Source organism: Mesorhizobium sp. M0293, from assembly GCF_040321735.1.
Classification (GTDB): Bacteria; Pseudomonadota; Alphaproteobacteria; order Rhizobiales; family Rhizobiaceae; genus Mesorhizobium.
In genome coordinates this window covers 31,070-48,925 of sequence record NZ_JAMYSA010000033.1, presented here as the reverse complement: position 1 = coordinate 48,925, position 17,856 = coordinate 31,070, and the positions used below count along the sequence as shown (strand labels likewise).

The 17,856-nt window shown below is 63.4% G+C and carries 14 protein-coding genes; 8 read left to right on the top strand and 6 right to left on the bottom strand.

Annotation, left to right across the window (positions count from 1 at the left end):
- The first annotated feature begins 96 nt into the window (after positions 1 to 96).
- Together NKJ06_RS14850 and NKJ06_RS14845 are read left to right on the top strand one after the other, a co-directional pair.
- Positions 97 to 1,677 carry an ABC transporter permease gene (locus NKJ06_RS14850; protein ID WP_352634019.1) on the top strand — a complete coding sequence of 527 codons (1,581 nt, stop codon included), beginning with the start codon at positions 97 to 99 and terminating at the stop codon, positions 1,675 to 1,677.
- Positions 1,674 to 2,756 carry an ABC transporter ATP-binding protein gene (locus NKJ06_RS14845; RefSeq protein ID WP_352810035.1) on the top strand — a complete coding sequence of 361 codons (1,083 nt, stop codon included), beginning with the start codon at positions 1,674 to 1,676 and terminating at the stop codon, positions 2,754 to 2,756. Before NKJ06_RS14850 ends, NKJ06_RS14845 begins: the two co-directional genes overlap by 4 nt.
- Before the next feature lie 35 nt (positions 2,757 to 2,791).
- Here the strand turns inward: NKJ06_RS14845 and NKJ06_RS14840 are convergent, their stop codons facing one another.
- From NKJ06_RS14840 to ugpB, 4 genes are all read right to left on the bottom strand, one after another.
- On the bottom strand, positions 2,792 to 3,859 hold the full coding sequence (locus NKJ06_RS14840) for a sn-glycerol-3-phosphate import ATP-binding protein UgpC (RefSeq protein WP_352633936.1): 1,068 nt from the start codon (positions 3,857 to 3,859) through the stop codon (positions 2,792 to 2,794).
- Between the two features lie 7 nt (positions 3,860 to 3,866).
- Positions 3,867 to 4,715 carry a sn-glycerol-3-phosphate ABC transporter permease UgpE gene (ugpE, locus tag NKJ06_RS14835; RefSeq protein WP_352633938.1) on the bottom strand — a complete coding sequence of 283 codons (849 nt, stop codon included), beginning with the start codon at positions 4,713 to 4,715 and terminating at the stop codon, positions 3,867 to 3,869.
- A gap of 8 nt (positions 4,716 to 4,723) precedes the next feature.
- Positions 4,724 to 5,644 carry a sn-glycerol-3-phosphate ABC transporter permease UgpA gene (ugpA, locus tag NKJ06_RS14830; RefSeq protein ID WP_352633939.1) on the bottom strand — a complete coding sequence of 307 codons (921 nt, stop codon included), beginning with the start codon at positions 5,642 to 5,644 and terminating at the stop codon, positions 4,724 to 4,726.
- 156 nt (positions 5,645 to 5,800) lie between these two features.
- Positions 5,801 to 7,111: a sn-glycerol-3-phosphate ABC transporter substrate-binding protein UgpB gene (gene ugpB / locus NKJ06_RS14825; protein ID WP_352633941.1), complete on the bottom strand. Its 1,311-nt coding sequence runs from the start codon at positions 7,109 to 7,111 to the stop codon at positions 5,801 to 5,803.
- A gap of 363 nt (positions 7,112 to 7,474) precedes the next feature.
- On the opposite strand from ugpB, the gene NKJ06_RS14820 reads away from it, so the two are divergent.
- Positions 7,475 to 9,910: an EAL domain-containing protein gene (locus tag NKJ06_RS14820; RefSeq protein WP_352810032.1), complete on the top strand. Its 2,436-nt coding sequence runs from the start codon at positions 7,475 to 7,477 to the stop codon at positions 9,908 to 9,910.
- Here the strand turns inward: NKJ06_RS14820 and tlpA are convergent.
- Positions 9,907 to 10,596: a thiol:disulfide interchange protein TlpA gene (tlpA, locus tag NKJ06_RS14815; RefSeq protein ID WP_352633945.1), complete on the bottom strand. Its 690-nt coding sequence runs from the start codon at positions 10,594 to 10,596 to the stop codon at positions 9,907 to 9,909. The genes NKJ06_RS14820 and tlpA overlap by 4 nt on opposite strands.
- Before the next feature lie 35 nt (positions 10,597 to 10,631).
- On the opposite strand from tlpA, the gene argH reads away from it, so the two are divergent.
- The 3 genes from argH to lysA all read left to right on the top strand — a co-directional run bounded on the left by argH (position 10,632) and on the right by lysA (position 13,695).
- Positions 10,632 to 12,032 (top strand): argininosuccinate lyase, encoded by a 1,401-nt coding sequence (gene argH / locus NKJ06_RS14810; protein WP_352633947.1) that lies wholly within the window; start codon positions 10,632 to 10,634, stop codon positions 12,030 to 12,032.
- 118 nt (positions 12,033 to 12,150) lie between these two features.
- On the top strand, positions 12,151 to 12,357 hold the full coding sequence (locus NKJ06_RS14805) for a hypothetical protein (protein WP_352633949.1): 207 nt from the start codon (positions 12,151 to 12,153) through the stop codon (positions 12,355 to 12,357).
- Between the two features lie 69 nt (positions 12,358 to 12,426).
- The gene (lysA, locus tag NKJ06_RS14800; RefSeq protein ID WP_352633951.1) at positions 12,427 to 13,695 is read left to right on the top strand and encodes a diaminopimelate decarboxylase; all 1,269 of its coding nucleotides are present in this window, start codon (positions 12,427 to 12,429) and stop codon (positions 13,693 to 13,695) included.
- 32 nt (positions 13,696 to 13,727) lie between these two features.
- Here lysA and NKJ06_RS14795 read toward each other — a convergent pair whose 3' ends face one another.
- Positions 13,728 to 14,030, bottom strand: a complete 303-nt coding sequence (locus tag NKJ06_RS14795; RefSeq protein WP_352633953.1) for an ArsR/SmtB family transcription factor — start codon at positions 14,028 to 14,030, stop codon at positions 13,728 to 13,730.
- 50 nt (positions 14,031 to 14,080) lie between these two features.
- On the opposite strand from NKJ06_RS14795, the gene NKJ06_RS14790 reads away from it, so the two are divergent.
- Positions 14,081 to 15,022, top strand: coding sequence for a threonine/serine dehydratase (locus NKJ06_RS14790; RefSeq protein ID WP_352633955.1), 942 nt, complete (start codon positions 14,081 to 14,083; stop codon positions 15,020 to 15,022).
- A 227-nt stretch (positions 15,023 to 15,249) separates the two neighbouring features.
- On the top strand, positions 15,250 to 17,844 hold the full coding sequence (locus NKJ06_RS14785) for a TIGR02302 family protein (RefSeq protein ID WP_352810029.1): 2,595 nt from the start codon (positions 15,250 to 15,252) through the stop codon (positions 17,842 to 17,844).
- Positions 17,845 to 17,856: the final 12 nt, after the last annotated feature.

Sequence of the window (17,856 nt, the reverse complement as noted above, 5' to 3'; positions counted from 1 at the left end):
GATGGCATTCGTCGATGACGACACGCTGTGTTCCCAACCGCTATCGCGGTCCTTCAATTGCTGCCGCTGTACGGCAACGGCACGGCGTCTGACCTGATGCAGTCTGCGGTCGATCTGGCGCGCTCGGGCCTGCCTTCGGGCACAGGCCGAAGGGCTCGGCGACGCGCACCGCTTTGGCTGGTCATCGCCGCCATCTTCGTTGCGCTGCTGGCGTTGCTGCCACTTGCCTTCATCATCTGGATCGCGGTGCAGACCGGCTGGGAAACCGTCTCGGCGCTGGTTTTCCGCCCGCGTGTCGGCGAGCTTCTGGTCAACACTGTCCTGCTGGTCGCACTCTCCGTGCCGATCACCATCGCACTGTCGGTTGCGCTGGCCTGGCTGACCGAGCGCAGCGACCTGCCGGGCGCCCGGCTCTGGGCCTGGCTGTGCGTGGCGCCGCTCGCCATACCGGCTTTCGTGCACAGCTATGCCTGGATCACCATGGTACCCGGACTGCACGGCCTGTGGGCCGGCGTGCTGGTTTCCGTGATCGCCTATTTCCCGCTCCTGTATCTGCCGGTGTCGGCGGCGTTGCGCCGTCTCGATCCCGCCCTTGAGGATGCCGCCGCCGCACTCGGCCTTGGGCCCCGGCGCGTGTTCTGGCGTGTTGTGCTGCCGCAATTGCGGCTTGCCATCTGCGGCGGCTCGCTGCTGGTCGGCCTGCACCTGCTGGCCGAATACGGCCTCTATGTCTTCATCCGCTTCGACACCTTCACCACGGCTATCGTCGACCAGTTCCAGTCGACCTTCAACGGACCGGCCGCCAACATGCTGGCTGGCGTGCTGGTGAGCTGCTGCTTCGTGCTGCTCGGGCTCGAAGTGCTGGTACGCGGCGAGGAACGCTATGCCCGTGTCGGCTCAGGTGCGGCGCGCTATCAGCAGCACGCAAGCCTTGGACGCGCCACCATTCCTTGCCTCGCCTTGCTTGTCGTTACTACGCTGCTGGCGCTCGGCGTGCCCTTCGTCACCATCGGCGGCTGGCTTGTCGCCGGCGGCGCCTCTGTCTGGCGCCTCAACGAGATCGGCCTGGCGCTTGGCCAGACGCTGTTCCTGGCGCTGGCCGGCGCCTTGCTCGCCACTGTCGCCGCCATGCCGATGGCCTGGATCTCGATCCGCGCGCCGGGGCCATTGCAGCGTCTGCTGGAGGGCTGCAACTACATTGTCGGCTCGTTGCCGGGTGTCGTCATTGCGCTGGCGCTGGTCACCATCACCGTGCGCATCGCGCTTCCGCTCTACCAGACCCTGTTCACCATCCTGGTGGCCTATGCGCTGATGTTCCTGCCGCGCGCGCTGGTCAGCCTGCGGGCGTCGATTGCGCAGGCACCGGTCGAACTCGAACGCGCCGCTTCCAGCCTCGGCCGGCCGCCGCTGCAGGCGCTGTGGTCGACGACGATCCGCCTGTCTGCACCAGGTGCCGCGGCCGGCATGGCGCTGGTGGCGCTTGGCATCATGAACGAACTGACCGCCACCCAGATGCTGGCGCCGAACGGCACCCGCACGCTGGCAATGGCGTTCTGGTCCTACAGTGGCGAGATTGATTATGCCTCGGCAGCACCTTACGCCTTCATCATGGTGGCTATGTCGCTTCCCTTGACCTGGCTGCTCTATGTCCAGTCGAAACGGATGGCCGGACGATGAGCTTTCTCGAAATCAGCGGCCTGCACAAGCATTACGGTCCGGTGGCCGCTCTTGCCGGCGTCGACCTGAGCGTCGCCAGCGGTAGCCGCACGGCGATTGTCGGTCCGTCCGGCTGCGGCAAGACGACCTTGCTGCGGCTGATCGCCGGCTTCGAGGCCCCGGACCAGGGCCGCATCACGCTCGATGGCGAGGTGCTGGCCAATGGCGGCGCGGCGGTACCAGCGCATCGCCGCGGCATCGGCGTTGTGGCGCAGGACGGCGCCCTGTTCCCGCATCTGACCATTGCCGACAATATCGGCTTCGGCATGGCCCGCGGCGAGGACAAGCGCGCTGAGCGCATCGTCGAACTCGCCTATATCGTCGGGCTCGACAAGGCGATCCTCAAACGCCGCCCGCACGAACTCTCCGGCGGCCAGCAGCAGCGCGTGGCGCTTGCCCGCGCCATGGCGATGAAGCCCCGGCTGATGCTGCTCGACGAGCCGTTCTCGGCGCTCGATACCGGCCTGCGCGCCTCGATGCGCAAGGCGGTGGCCGAGCTTCTGGAAACCGCCGGCATCACCACCATCCTGGTGACGCACGACCAGGCTGAAGCGCTGTCCTTTGCCAGTCAGGTCGCGGTGATGCGCGACGGCAAGTTCTCGCAGATCGGTACGCCGCGCGACCTCTATTTCAAGCCGAAGGACAGGATGATCGCCGAGTTCCTCGGCGACGCCATCATCCTGCCGGCAAAGATATCAGGCGGCTTCGCCAGCTCGCCGCTCGGCCGCATCGCCATCGACACCAATGACAGCCGCGACGTTGCCCGCATCATGCTTCGGCCGGAGCAGATCGCGCTGAAAAGAACGTCGCGCGAGGGCATGTCGGGCACCTCGGACATGCTGTTCGGCGAAGTGACGGAATCGGAATTCGCCGGCTCGATGTGCACGATCGCGGTGCGGCTTTTGAACAGTGCCGATCCGCCTGATGCCGCCGCGATCGGCAACACGCCGCTGGTCCTGCGCAAACCGGGCATGGACGCGCCGGCGGTCGGCGAGATCGTCCGCCTGACCGTATCGGGAAAGGCACATGTCTTCGCCTGAACGCCGGCGCGTGGAATGTAGGACTATCTTTCCGATTAGCCGAGGCGCTTCCCCGCCTGATCGAACCAGTGCAGCTTTTCTGCCTTGGCAACCACGCGCAATTGGTTGCCAACCGTGGCGGTGGCACGACCAGCGACCCGCACGACGATCCTGCTGCCACCTGCGGCACAGTGAAGAAAACTTTCGGCGCCTACCGGTTCGACTGCCTCGACCAGCGCCGGCAGGACGAGCGCACCGGACGGCGCCTCCGCATTGAAGGTAACGTCGGCATCCTCGGGCCGAAAACCGACCGTCGCAGCTCTTGCCTCCTGAGGTGCGAAAACGATCGCCGTGCCGTCAGCGAGCACCGGGCCCGAGGAGCCTCCGGTCAGCGCCAGAAGATTCATCGGCGGCGCGCCAATGAAGGAAGCGACGAAGGTCGAGGCCGGCCTTTCGTAGACGTCGAGCGGCGCCCCCACCTGCTCGACCAGTCCGGCATTCATGACGACGAGGATGTCGGCCAGCGTCATCGCCTCGAGCTGGTCATGTGTGACATAGACCGACGTGACGCCAAGCGAGCGCTGCAGGTTCTTGATCTCGACGCGCATCTGGCCGCGCAATTTGGCATCGAGATTGGAGAGCGGCTCGTCGAACAGGAAAACCCTTGGGTTGCGCACGATGGCGCGGCCCATGGCGACACGCTGGCGCTGGCCGCCGGAAAGCTCGCGCGGGCGGCGATCGAGCAGCGCTGAAAGTTCCAGTATTTTCGCCGTCGCGCGGACCCGGCTGTCGATCTCGTCTTTCGGCGTGCCGCGGTTACGCAGCCCATAGGCCATATTGTCGTAGACCTTCATATGCGGATAGAGCGCATAGTTCTGGAACACCATGGCGATGTCACGCTCGGTCGGGCCGATTGAGTTGACGATCTTGCCGTCGATCGCAACCGTTCCCGAGGAGATGGTTTCGAGCCCGGCGATCATCCTCAGCAGCGTGGACTTGCCGCAGCCGGATGGGCCGACCAGCACGCAAAGCTCCTTGTCGGGAACGGCGATGGAAACGCCTTTCACGGCCTCGAAGCCGCTGGGGTAGACCTTCTTCACATCCTTCAGATCGACGGTCGCCATCAGCTTCTCACTTTTCGGAATCGACCAGCCCGCGAACGAACCAGCGTTGCATCAGCACCACGACCAGGATCGGCGGCACGATGGCCAGCATCGCTGTAACCATGACCAGGTGCCACTGCGTATCGGCATCGGCGAAGGAGACCATCTTCCTCAGCGCGATGACGATCGTATTCATGTTGCTGCTGTTGGTGACGAGCAGCGGCCACAGATATTGCGTCCAGCCATAAATGAAGAGGATGACGAACAGCGCCGCGATGTTTGTCCGCGACAAGGGCAACAGGATATCGAAGAAGAAGCGCCATGGCCCCGCACCGTCGACACGCGCCGCCTCCACCAGCTCACCCGGGATGGTCATGAAAAACTGACGAAATAGCAATGTGGCGGTAGCCGAGGCGATCAGCGGGATGATCAGGCCGGCATAGGTGTCGATCATGCCGAGATCGACCATCACCTTGTAGGTGGGCAGGATGCGCACCTCAACGGGAAGCATCAGGGTGATGAAGATCAGCCAGAAGAAGACCATCCGCAGCGGAAAACGGAAGAACACGATCGCATAGGCCGACAGGATAGAGATGAAAATCTTCCCCACCGCGATGCCGAGCGCCATGATCGTGGTGTTGAGCAGCAATCGACTGACACTGACGCCGCCGATGCGGCCGACGCCGCCGAACAGCGCTTCGGTGTAATTGTTCCAGAACTGATCGCCGGGCAGGAGCGGCAATGGCGGCTTAAGGATCGTTTGCAGCGTCTGCGTCGAGGCAACGAATGTGTAGTAGATCGGGAAGGCGACGATCAATATGCCGAGGATGAGCACGGCATGGGCGAGGAAAATGCGAGACGAGGACTGACCGATCATCGCTTGCCTCAGCCGTAATGGACTTTGCGTTCCACGTAGCGGAACTGGATGGCGGTGAGCGAGATGACGATGATCATCAGGATGACCGACTGCGCCGCCGAGTCACCGAGGATCAGATTGACGAAGCCGTCATTGTAGACCTTGTAGACCAGCGTCTCAGTGGTCTTGCCCGGACCGCCGCCGGTAACGGCATGGACGATGCCGAACGTGTCGAACAGGGCATAGACGGTGTTGACGACCAGCAGGAAGAAGGTCGTCGGCGCGAGCAGCGGGAAGACTATGGTCCAGAATCGCTTGGTCTCGCCGGCGCCGTCCATGGCCGCCGCTTCGATCAAGGTTTTCGGCACCGCCTGCAGGCCGGCGACGAAGAACAGGAAATTGTAACTGATCTGCTTCCAGGCAGCGGCGGACACCAGCAGGATCATGGCGTGGGTGCCGTTGAGCAGTGGATCCCAGGCGATGCCAAAACTCCTCAGCATGTAGGCCAGCGACCCGATCGACGGGTTGAAGAGGAACAGCCACAGCATACCGGCAATCGCCGGCGCCACCGCGTAGGGCCAGATCAAGAGCGTGCGGTAAAGACCTTTGCCGCGCACCACCTTCTCTGCCATGACCGCAAGCAGGAGCGCCACGCACATGGCGACGATAGCGGTCGCAAGGGAAAACACCACCGTGACCTTTATCGAGTTTAGGTAGGCCGGATCGGCAAGCACTTTCCTGAAATTGGCGAACCAGACGAACCTAGTCCTTAGTCCGAACGGATCCTGCCTGAGCATGGATTGGTAGAACGCCTGACCGGCCGGCCAGTAGAAAAAAACGAGCGTGATGGCTAGTTGCGGCGCCACCAGCAGGTAGGGGAGGACCTTGTTGGGAAACACGACGCGGGGGGTCACGGAGCCACTCCGAGTTGATGAGGCGGGCGGCACCATGCGGCACCCCTCTTCGCCAAGATGGCTTTGATGAGCGTTTCGGATTCGGCATCATCGACCATTGGCGAAATCGCAAAGGACGGCACTCCCCTCGCCGAGGGGAGATGCCTGACGGGACAGGTGGGTGCGCCGTAGAGCAAGGCCTCTGCGCTCGCTCTAATTCCCCAGCGCTTCCTTGATCGCGGCGTTGCCACGCGTAACCGCATTGTCGAGCGCCTGCTGCGCGGTTTGCTGGCCGGCGAGCATCTTCTCGAACTCCTCGTTCTGGATATCGCGCACCTGCGGCAGATTCGGCAAACGCACGCCCTTCGAATTGTCGGTCGGCGCCTTACCCGTCATCTGCAGGATCGGGGTCTCGCGACCGATATTCTTGTCATAGAAACCGGATTTCTTGGTCGCTTCATAGGCCGCCAACGTTACCGGCAAATAGCCCGACTTCTGGTGCAGGTACTCCTGCACGTCGGTCTTCGACAAATAGGCGAAGAAAGCAGCCACTCCCTTGTATTCCTCGTCGGATTTGTCCGCGAAAACCCACAGGCTGGCGCCACCCGGCGTCGTGTTCTGCGGCGCGCCCTTGGCGTCGCTGTCATAGGGCAATTGGCCGATGCCGTAATTCATGCCGGACTTGACGATATCGCCGAGCCCGCCGGAGGATTCAGTCATGATCCCGCATTCGCCGGCAAGGAAGATCTGCTTGGCTTCGGAAGTGCGGCCGCCATATTTGAAGGTGCCGTCCTTGGCGAGGTCTGCGAGCGCCTGGAAATGGTTGACGAAAATCGGCGCATTGATCTTGAGCTCGACATCGCCGCCGGCCAGACCGTTCTGCTGGGTGGCCCATGACACGTCATTCCAGGCCGCGAAATTCTCCAGATGGATCCAGGTCAGCCAGGTCGAGGTATAGCCGCAGGCGGCCGCGCCGCTCGCCTTGATCTTCTTGGCATCTTCCCACACCTCATTCCAGGTCTTGGGCGGGCTGTCGACGTCGAGACCAGCCTTCTGGAAGATATCCTTGTTGTAATAAAGGATCGGCGAAGAGGAGTTGTAGGGGAAGGAGAGCATGGTGCCGTCCGGCTTCGAATAATAGCCGACTATGCCTGGCAGGTATTGGCTCTTGTCGAAGGTCATTCCGGCGCTGGTCAACACATCGGCTGCCGGCTTGATTGCGCCTTCGGCTGCCATCATCACGCCAGTGCCGACATCGAACACCTGAATAATGTCGGGCGCCTGGCCGGCGCGGTACGCGGCGATGCCGGCATTCAACGTCTCGGGATACGTGCCCTTGAACACCGGAACGAGCTCGTAGTCGCTCTGGCTGGCATTGAAATCTTTGGAGATCTTGTCGACAACTTCGGCATTGGCGCCAGTCATGGCGTGCCACCAACTGATCTGCGTGACAGCAAAAGCGGAGGTTGAGGAAAGCAGCGTAAAGGTGGCGGCAACACCGGCCGCGAAGCCGAAGGACTTCATGTTTCATCTCCCGTTTGTCATTGGCGAAAGGGGCACTCCCGCAAAGGCAATATGTGTCGCTCATGACAATCAGACAACGGTTTTGTTGCAGATCGACGAACTTCACCCCTTTGCCTCACGCAACGCTCGCTGCCGCTTGGCGGCATGGAAAGCGATACGGTTAGCCGGCTTAGCGCGACGACAAGCGCGCCAGGAACTGCCGTCAGGACTGCCAAGCTGGCTTTCGACATATCAGCCCTGATTGCAGCCGCTGCAACCCGAAGAGACACGCCAGGGTTGTGGGCGACTTTATCGATCCTTCAACGGCAAAGCGCTACTCAATTCTGCTGCCTTGTTTATTTCCGATAGATCAGGTGAAATAAGATGCTGACGGTCTACAATTGCATCGTCAACGAACACGACCTGAGACTGGTCGCACTCGCCGCGCTGATCTGCGGGATTTCCTGTTTCTCTGCTGTCAACCTGCTTCACCACATCAGCCGCTCCACAGATCGGAACCGGCTTGCCTGGTTGATGATCGCGGCGACGTCGACCGGCTTCGGCATCTGGGCTACGCATTTCATCGCCATGCTCGCGTTCACACCAGGCATACCCAGTGCCTACGATCCGGCGCTCTCCGTGCTTTCGCTCGCTGCTTCGGTCGCGCTGACGGCGACCGGCATGTGGATCGCCACCTTGCGGGACGAGTTCGATTATCATCTCGTCGGCGGCGCCGTCCTGGGCGGCGGCATCGGGGCCATGCACTACATCGGCATGGCGGCATTCGAAGTCCAGGGCCGGATCGAATGGAACCTGTTGCTCGTCGCCGTTTCCTTGCTGGCCGGCGTGACGCTTGCGGCGCTGGCGCTGCGGGTCGTGCTGCGCCGCCCCTCCTTGCGAGCGACCTCCGTCGGCGCGGTGCTGCTGACGCTGGCGATCTGCACCTTGCATTTCATCGGCATGGGTGCCGTCTCGATCTTTCCCGATTCCTCGATCGCCATATCCCAGTACACGATCGAGCCGACCTCGCAGGCTTTCGCGGCCGCGGCCGCCACGCTGGTGATCCTGGTGCTGTCGGCATCGGCGCTGTGGATCGATTTGCGCTTCCGCCGCCAGAAGCTCGAAGTCGACCGCATGCACGGCCTGGCCAACGCCGCAGTGGAGGGCCTGATCGTCTGCGACGGCAACCGCATCATCAGCGCCAATGACAGCATTGCGAGGCTGACAGGCATGGCACCCGCGACGCTGAACGGAATGCAGCTTGGCGATCTCTTCGGGGCCGATATGTCCGGCTTCGGCGAACAGCCGCACGAGGCCGAATTGAGCGGCCGCGATGGCACAGGCATTCCTGTCGAACTGATTGCCCGGAGCATCGACTACTGTGGCAAGCCTCACAATGTGGTCGCGGTCCGCGACATTCGCGAGCGCAAGAAGGCTGAACTGGAAATCCTGCGCCTTGCCCATTTCGATCCATTGACCGGACTGGCCAATCGCCGCAGCTTTTCCAACCGGCTGGAGACGGAAATTGCTGCGATGAGCCGGGGAAGGAAAGGCGGCCACCTTGCGCTTCTGCTGCTCGATCTCGACCGCTTCAAGGAGGTCAACGACCTGTACGGGCACGGCGCCGGCGACGCCATGTTGCAGAAGGTCGCGCATTGCGCGACCGGCGTCCTTGGTCAAGGACAGCTGGTGGCGCGGCTGGGCGGCGACGAATTCGCCATCATCGCCCCGAACCTGACCGACCCGTTGGAGGCCGGCCGTATCGCCAACGCCGTGCTGACCGCCATGCGTGAGGAAAACCGGCTCTCGGTCGGCGGCGGCCTGGTGTCGGCCAGCATCGGCATCGCGCTTTATCCGTCGGATGCCGAAAACCAGGCCAGCCTGATAAGCCACGCCGATACGGCACTCTACCGGGCCAAGACCGAAGGCAAGGACACCTACCGCTATTTCGAGGCCTCGATGGGAGCCGAGGCACGAGACAAGCGCGTGATGGAGCACGAACTGCGCCAGGCGGTCGCGCGCCAGGAGTTCTACCTCGTCTACCAGCCGCAGAAGGAGATCAGCAGCGGCAAGATGGTCGGCTTCGAAGCTCTGATCCGTTGGCGACATCCGACACGCGGCGACGTGCCCCCGAACATCTTCATCCCCGTGGCCGAAGAGAGCGGAGCCATTGGCCAGATTGGCGATTGGGTGCTGACGGCGGCCTGCGAGGAAGCCGCCCGCTGGGAAAATCCGCTGACCGTGGCCGTCAATGTCTCGGCGGTGCAGCTTCACAATACCAATTTCAGCCGCAAGGTCCATGAAACGCTGCTGAATTCCGGGCTGGCGCCCGGCAGGCTCGAACTTGAGATCACCGAAACGGCGCTTGTGAAGGACATGCCGCGCGCGCTGGCGACCTTGCGGCAGGTCAAGGCGCTGGGCGTGCGCGTGGCGATGGACGATTTCGGAACCGGCTATTCCTCGCTTTCCAACCTTCGCGCCTTCCCCTTCGACAAGATCAAGATCGATGGCTCCTTCATCAAGTCCGTCGACAAGAACGGCCAGGTCGCGGCGATCGTGCGCGCCGTTCTGGGACTTGGGCGCGGCCTCGGCCTGCCGGTTCTGGCGGAGGGTGTCGAGACGCTCGGCGAGCTGAAATTCCTGGACGCTGAAGCCTGCGAGATCGGCCAGGGCTACTATATCGGCAGGCCTGGCCTCATCGAGGAATTCGGCGACCTGACCGGTGTCGACGCACCCGCTGTCGGCAGCAAAGCCGCCAGCATGCGCGACAGAAGCGTTCTGGCCTTCGCGCCCACGCCTGCGCTCGCGACGCGCTTTTAGAGGCTTTCCGGCTTGAGCGCCGTCTCGACCAGCCGCCTGGCGTCCGGCCCCGACCATTCCGCAGGGCCGTTCATATGGGCGATCAGGCAGCCCTCGCCATCGATCAGCATGGTGACGGGAAGGCCGAGCGCCAGGCCGCGCGTCTTGAGGTCGTTGAACAGCGCCATCGTCGAATCCCGGTAGTAGCCCAGCGTCGCGACGCCGGTATCGCTGAGGAACTTCTTCGGCTTCACATCGTCACCGGCATCGACATTGACGGCGACCACCTCAAAGACGTCACTGCCCATTTCCTTCTGCAGCACATCGAGCGCCGGCATTTCGGCGCGGCACGGCGCGCACCATGTCGCCCACAGATTGAGCAGCACCGTCTTGCCGGCATGATCGGCAAGCGTCATCGGCTTGCCGTCCGGACCATTGAAGGCAAGGCTCTTCAGGGATTGCGGCGGATCGGCCGGCAGAAGGGCTGCGACCTCGCCGGTTGCCGAAGCCGCGACCTTCTTGGCGCGGTCGCTCTTGGCGGCACAGGCGACATCGTCCTTGCTCTCGCCGACGGCAGCTTGTGCTGGTGCATTGTTGCCAGACCGGCTCTCGCTGACATATACCGCGACCGCGCCGGCCAGCGCGCCGGCCACCAAGGCGGCGAGGATCAGGCGCGGGGCCGGGAAGAATCTATTACCGTCTGCCATTTTCTCAAAACTGCTCCGAAGCACGGGTTATAGCCATGAGCGACAAGAAGACCAGCAACCAGATGTGGGGCGGACGTTTTGCCTCGGGTCCGGCCGCGATCATGGAAGCGATCAACGCGTCGATCTCCTTCGACCGCAAACTCTATGCGCAGGACATCAAGGGCTCGATCGCCCATAGCGAGATGCTGGCGCAAACGGGCATTATTTCGGCGGCCGATCAAGAAAAAATCACTCACGGGCTGAACACGATCCTGAAAGAGATCGAGGCCGGCAGCTTCGAGTTCTCGACCCGGCTCGAAGACATCCACATGAACATAGAGGCGCGCCTTGCCGATCTGATAGGCCCAGCGGCTGGCCGGCTGCACACCGCCCGCTCGCGCAACGACCAGGTCGCGGTCGATTTGAGGCTGTGGGTCAAGGACGAGTGCTTTCGCGTCGCCGAGGCGCTGAAAGGGCTGATCAAGGCGCTGCTGGAGCGGGCCGAGGAGCATGCGGCAACGGTGATGCCGGGCTTTACCCATATGCAGGCGGCACAACCCGTGACCTTCGGCCATCACTGCATGGCCTATGTCGAAATGTTTTCGCGTGACCTGTCGCGTGTGCGCGATGCGATCGAGCGGATGGACGAGAGCCCGCTCGGTGCCGCGGCGCTCGCCGGCACCAGCTTCCCGATCGACCGTCACCAGACCGCCAAGGCACTCGGCTTCCGCGAGCCGATGCGCAATTCGCTGGACAGCGTCTCGGACCGTGATTTCGCGCTGGAGTTCCTCGGCATGGCGGCGATCTGCGCCACGCATCTGTCGCGGCTGGCCGAGGAGATTATCATCTGGTCGACGCCGCAGTTCGGCTTCGTCAGGCTGTCGGACTCGTTTTCGACCGGCTCCTCGATCATGCCGCAAAAGAAGAACCCCGATGCCGCTGAGCTGGTGCGCGGCAAGACCGGCCGCGTCACCGGCCATCTCGTCGGCCTGCTAACGGTGATGAAGGGCATGCCTTTGACCTATGGCAAGGACATGCAGGAAGACAAGGAATCGGTGTTCGATGCCGCCGAGACGCTGGACCTGATGCTAGCCGCGATGACCGGCATGGTTTCGGACATGACGGTCAACGCAGCCGCGATGAAGAAGGCCGCTGGCGCCGGCCACGCGACCGCGACCGACCTTGCCGACTGGCTGGTGCGCACGCTCGGCCTGCCGTTCCGCGAGGCGCATCATGTCACCGGCCGGGCGGTGGCGCTGGCCGAAGACCAGAAGGTGGGGCTGGAGAGGCTTTCGCTAGAGGATCTGCAGTCGATCAATCCCGGCATCACGGCGGACATATTTTCGGTGCTGGCGGTGCAGAACTCGGTCAAGAGCCGCACCAGTTTCGGCGGCACGGCGCCGTCGGAAGTGAGGAAGCAGATCCGCGCCTGGAAAAAGCGACTGGCGAAAGCATGATGCCGGATATTGCGACCAGCAATATCGCTGATATTGCGCCCAGCAATATCTCGGGGTGCAATACGCCGAGAACTCGGCTAGAAGCGGCGGCTGACAAAAGTTTCAGACGGATGGATCGATGACCGGAAGCAGGATTTTGGTGACGCTGACGCTGCTGGTTGCGATGGCGGCCGTTTCGGCCTGCGGCAGGAGGGCCGGTCTCGACACGCCCTATGAGGCAGCCGTGCAAGCGCGCAAGGATGCCTCCAAGGCCCACCAGCCTGTGCCGCCGGAGCCGGAAAAACCGGTCGTGGACAAGAAGTTCATCCTCGACCCGCTGATCTAGAACCGATGAGGCTGGGTTGGTCTTTCTAAACCCGATCTCATAGCGCTCCAACTTCCCGGAACCATTCTCGTGAACCATTTCGACTACCGCGACGGCGTGCTGCATGCCGAGGACGTGGCGATCCCCGATATCGCCGCACAGGTCGGCACGCCGTTCTACTGCTATTCGACGGCCACCTTGACCAGGCACTACCGGGTGTTCGCGCAGGCCTTTGCCGGGCTCGACGCGCTGGTCTGCTATGCCATGAAGGCCAATTCCAACCAGGCCGTTCTGCGGACGCTGGCGAAGCTCGGCGCCGGCGCCGACGTGGTTTCGGAAGGTGAATTGCGCCGGGCGCTGGCCGCCGGCATCCCGGCCGGCAAGATCCTGTTTTCGGGCGTCGGCAAGACCGCACGCGAAATGGACTTTGCCCTTGCCGCCGGCATCTTGTGCTTCAACGTCGAATCCGAGCCTGAACTCGAGCTCTTGTCGGCCCGAGCCGTGGCGCTTGGCAAGGTGGCGTCGATCTCGCTGCGCATCAATCCCGATGTCGACGCCAAGACCCACAAGAAAATCTCCACCGGCAAGGCCGAGAACAAGTTCGGCATTCCGTGGCAGAAGGCGCGTCAGGTCTATGCCCGCGCGGCAACGCTTCCCGGCATCAAGATCACCGGCATCGACACCCATATCGGCAGCCAGATCACCGAGTTGCAGCCTTTCGACGACGCCTTCGCCCTGCTTGTCGATCTGATCGGCGCGCTACGCACTGACGGCCATGCCATCGAGCATATCGATCTCGGCGGCGGCCTCGGCATTCCCTACCGCGTCGACAACAATCCGCCGCCCTTGCCCGACGCCTATGCCCAGATCGTCAGGAAGCATGTCACCAAGCTCGGATTGAAGGTGATGTTCGAGCCGGGCCGGCTGATATCAGGCAATGCCGGCATCCTCGTCTCGGAAGTGATCTTCGTGAAGGAAGGCGACGCCAAGAACTTCCTCGTCGTCGACGCCGCCATGAACGATCTGATCCGGCCGACGCTCTACGACGCTTTTCACGACATCCGCCCGGTCGTGCAGCCGCCGGCCGATACGCCACGCATGATGGTCGACGTGGTCGGCCCCGTCTGCGAGACCGGCGATTATATCGGCCTCGACCGCGATCTGCCCAGGCTGAGGGCCGGCGACCTGATTGCCGTCTCCACCGCCGGCGCCTACGGCGCGGTCCAAGCCGGCACCTACAATACCCGCCTGCTGGTGCCGGAGGTGCTGGTTGACGGCGACCGTTTCCATGTCGTGCGGCCGCGTCTGACCTATGACGACCTGATCGGGCTGGATTCCGTGCCCGACTGGCTCGCATAGAAGCGGCTCGGCCCGGATGCCGGGCCGTTGTGCTACAGCCGGTTGTGGATGAGCGCCCTGACATCGGCGATCCCATTCTCGTCACGGCGGTAGAACGTCCATTGCTTGATGCGTCTGGCGCGCAACAGGCCGGCCTGGGTGAGCACGCGCATATGCTCGCTCAACGTCGCTTGTGTGATGCCGAGCTTCTCGGCGATCAGCAGCGCGCAAACGCCGTCCTCGACCAGATCGCCGTCCGCCTGGGGCGGGAAATGCGCGCGCGGATCCTTCAGCCAGTCGAGAATCTGCAGCCTGCGTTCGTTGGCAATCGCCTTGAAAACATCAACCTCTTGCATTTAGGCATTTTGCCAAGTTACTAATTACTGTCAATCCCGAGGAGATCACCATGTTGCAGGGCAATACCGTGACACGCGAGCGCATTGCCGCGATGGAACCGCGCATCCGCCCCTATATCAGGCACACACCGGTGCTGCGCGTCGACATGGCTGACTTCGACCGGCCGCCGCTGACGGTCGACCTGAAGCTCGAATGCCTGCAGCATTCCGGCTCGTTCAAGGCACGCGGCGCCTTCACCAATCTCCTGGAACGGCCGGTCCCCAAGGCGGGTGTCGTCGCCGCGTCGGGCGGCAACCATGGTGCGGCCGTCGCCTATGCCGCCATGCGGCTTGGCCACAAGGCGACCATCTTCGTTCCGGAGGTGAGCCCGGTGGCCAAGCTGGAGCGAATCCGCAGCTACGGCGCCGAGCTGATCGTCGGCGGCGCCCGCTATGCCGAGGCGCTGGCCGCCAGCGAACGGTTCGCCGAGGAAACCGGCGCCTTGCAGATCCATGCCTTCAACCAGCAGGAGACGCTGATCGGCCAGGGCACGCTTGGGCTGGAAATCGAGCGCGACCTGCCGGAGATCGACACGCTGCTGGTCGCTGTCGGCGGCGGCGGCCTGATCGGCGGCATCGCTGCCTGGTTTGCCGGCCGCATCCGCATCATCGCCGTCGAGCCGGAAGGGGCACCAACGCTTTACCGCGCCTTCGAGGCCGGACACCCCGTCGATGCACCAGCCGAGGGCATCGCCGCCGATTCGCTGGCGCCAAAGCGTGTCGGCGAAATGATGTTCCCGATCGCCGAGGCCTTTGTCGAACGCTCGATCCTGGTCAGCGACGACGACATCATCGCCGCGCAAAAGGCGCTGTGGAACCGGGTCCGCATCATCTCCGAGCCGGGTGGCGCCGCGGCCTTTGCCGCGATCCTGTCCGGCCGCTATGCGCCGACACCGGGCGAACGCGTCGCTGTGCTGGTCTGCGGGGCGAACGCCAACCTCACAACCTTTTGACCGCAACCATGACTATGGAACTATAACGGCGGCCTTCACGTTTTTCCAAACTGCCTCGCCTTTGCCGTGTTTGCTGGTATTCTTTGAGTCGTGAGGCTTGGGCTATCGTGCCCGCACCACAGCATGATCCCGAAGAGTGGAATCCGGTTTTCGGAAACTGATCATGCTCAAGAAGATAGAGCCCTGTCCCGGTTCTTTCGGGATGGAATAGGCTTTAGGAAGGGCCGATGACGCAACGACCCACCTTCAGCAGCGATCGCGGCCTGGCCGGGCGCCTAGCCTTGAGCCGGCTGGCGACGCGGGTCTCGATGATGGTCGAGCGTGGCTGGCCGTTGCTGCTCCCGCTCGTCATCGTCGCCAGCCTGTTCCTCAGCGTTTCATGGCTCGGCATCTTCTCACGGCTGCCGGATATGGCGCGCATCGGCCTTGTCGCCGCCTTCGCCATCGCGGCGCTGGCCGCGCTCTATCCGCTGCGCTTCTTCCGCATCCCTGGTGCCGCCGAAATCGACCGCCGCATCGAGGCGGCCAATCAATTGCTGCACAGCCCGGTGCTGGTGCAGACCGACCGGCCTAGCGGCAGGGAAAGCAGCTTCTCGCAAGCGCTCTGGCGCGAACACCAGAAGCGCATGGCCGGAAAGCTCGACAGCCTTGGTGCCGACCTGCCGCGCACGCGCGTGCCGGAGCGCGACCCCTGGGGGCTGCGCGCGGTGGCGGCACTTTTGTTCGTTACCGCCTTCGCCTTCTCCTTCGGGCCGACGGGCGGCAGGGTCAGCGACGGGTTCAATGCCCATGGCGCGCAAGATGCCGTGCCGCCGCGCATCGACGCCTGGGTGACGCCACCGGCGTATACCGGCAAGCCGCCGATCTTCCTGACCGCCGACGCCAACCAGGCGACGCCGACCTTCACCGTTCCCGAAGGCAGCGATGTGTCGTTGCGCGTGACCGGCGGCTCGGGCGAGGAAACGCTCGACTATGCCGACAAGAATGGCAATTCCCGCGCCATCGACCCGGCCGGGCCGCAGGCCGCCGCTACGGCCAAGCCTGCGGCAAGCCCGTCGACGCCGTCCAAAGTGCGCCAGTTCACCGGCAAGCTGACCAATGACGGCACGCTGACGCTGACATCGGGCGAGGATCAGCTCGGCCGCTGGGCCTTCGCGGTCATAGCCGACAAGCCGCCGCAGATCCGCTTCGTCGGCGAGCCGAAGCGGGCCGCCAACGGCGCCTTCGAACTCAATTACCAGATCGACGACGACTATGGCGCCGCCAATGCCAAGGCGGTTTTCACACTTGCCGATCCGCAGGCACCGAATGCCCATCCGCTCTATGGTCCGCCTGAAATGCCACTGTCGCTGCCGCGCCGCGGCGGCAAGAATGCCGCCAGGACCTCTAAGGACCTGACTGAACATGTCTGGGCCGGCAACAGCATCAAGCTGACACTGGTCGCCACCGACGATGCCGGCCACACCGCATCGAGCGAAACCAAGACGCTGCTGATGCCGGAGCGGCCATTCGCCAATCCGCTGGCGCGGGCCGTGATCGAGCAGCGCCGCCTGCTGGCGCTCGACGCCAATGCCAAGCCCCGCGTGCTCGACCTGATGGACGCCATCACGCTGCGTCCCGAAGACACGTTCGACAATATGTCCCACTACCTCGCCATCATGAGCGCCCGCAGCCGGCTGAAGATGGCCGACAGCGACGATCAATTGCGCAACGAGGTCTCCTATCTCTGGGAGATCGCGCTCGGCATCGAGGAAGGCAATCTCTCGGCCGCGGAAAAGCGGCTGCGCCAGGCGCAGCAGGCACTTCAGGACGCCATCAAGAATGGCGCCAGCGACGCTGAAATCGAAAAGGCGATGAAGGAACTGCGCGAGGCGATGAACCAATTCCTGCAGGAATTCGCGGAGCGCGCCAAGCAGAATCCCAACGCCCCGCAGATGCAGCAGAATGGCCAGGAACTGCGCCAGAGCGACATCGACCGCATGATGGACCAGATCGAGAACCTGGCGAAGTCGGGCGACCGCGACAAGGCGCAGCAATTGCTGTCGCAACTGCAGGATATGATGAACAACCTGCAGGCCGGCCGTCAGCAGCAAGGCGGCCAGCAGGACAGCGAGATGCGCCAGCAGATGGACAAGCTCGGCGATATCCTGCGCCGCCAGCAGGAGATGATGAACGATACCTTCCGCATGGACCAGATGCAGCGCGGCGAACGCCAGCGCGGACAGAACCGCGACGAACAGCTCGGCGAAGGCAGCGGTCAGGACGAGGAGAAGCCGGGCGTCGGCGAGGACCGCGATCCCCTCGCCCGGCAAAAGCCGATGACACCCCAGGAATTCGCCGACGCGCTGAAGCAGCTGCAGCAGGGCCAGGGCCAGCTGAAAAGCGACCTCGAGCAGTTGAAGAAGGGGCTCGAAGGCATGGGCATGGAGCCCAATGAAGGATTTGGCGAGGCCGGCAAATCCATGGGCAATGCCGAACAGGCGCTCGGCGAAGGCGAAGGCGACGAGGCCGTCGGCCATCAGGGCCGGGCGCTGGAAGCGCTGCGCAAGGGCGCCAAGGACATGATGAAGCAGATGCAGGCCATGCAGGGCGACCAGGGCGGCAGCGAGCAAGGCGGCCGCCAGCAGAACGCCGATCGTGACCCGCTCGGCCGGCCGCGCGCCAGCCAGGGTCCCGACTTTGGCGATTCGGTGAAAGTGCCCGACGAGATCGACGTACAGCGAGCGCGCCAGATTCTGGAAGCGATCCGCAAGCGGCTCGGCAATGCGCTGAGCCCCGACATCGAACGCAGCTACCTGGAACGGCTGCTAGAGCTGAAATAGAGCAATTCCAGG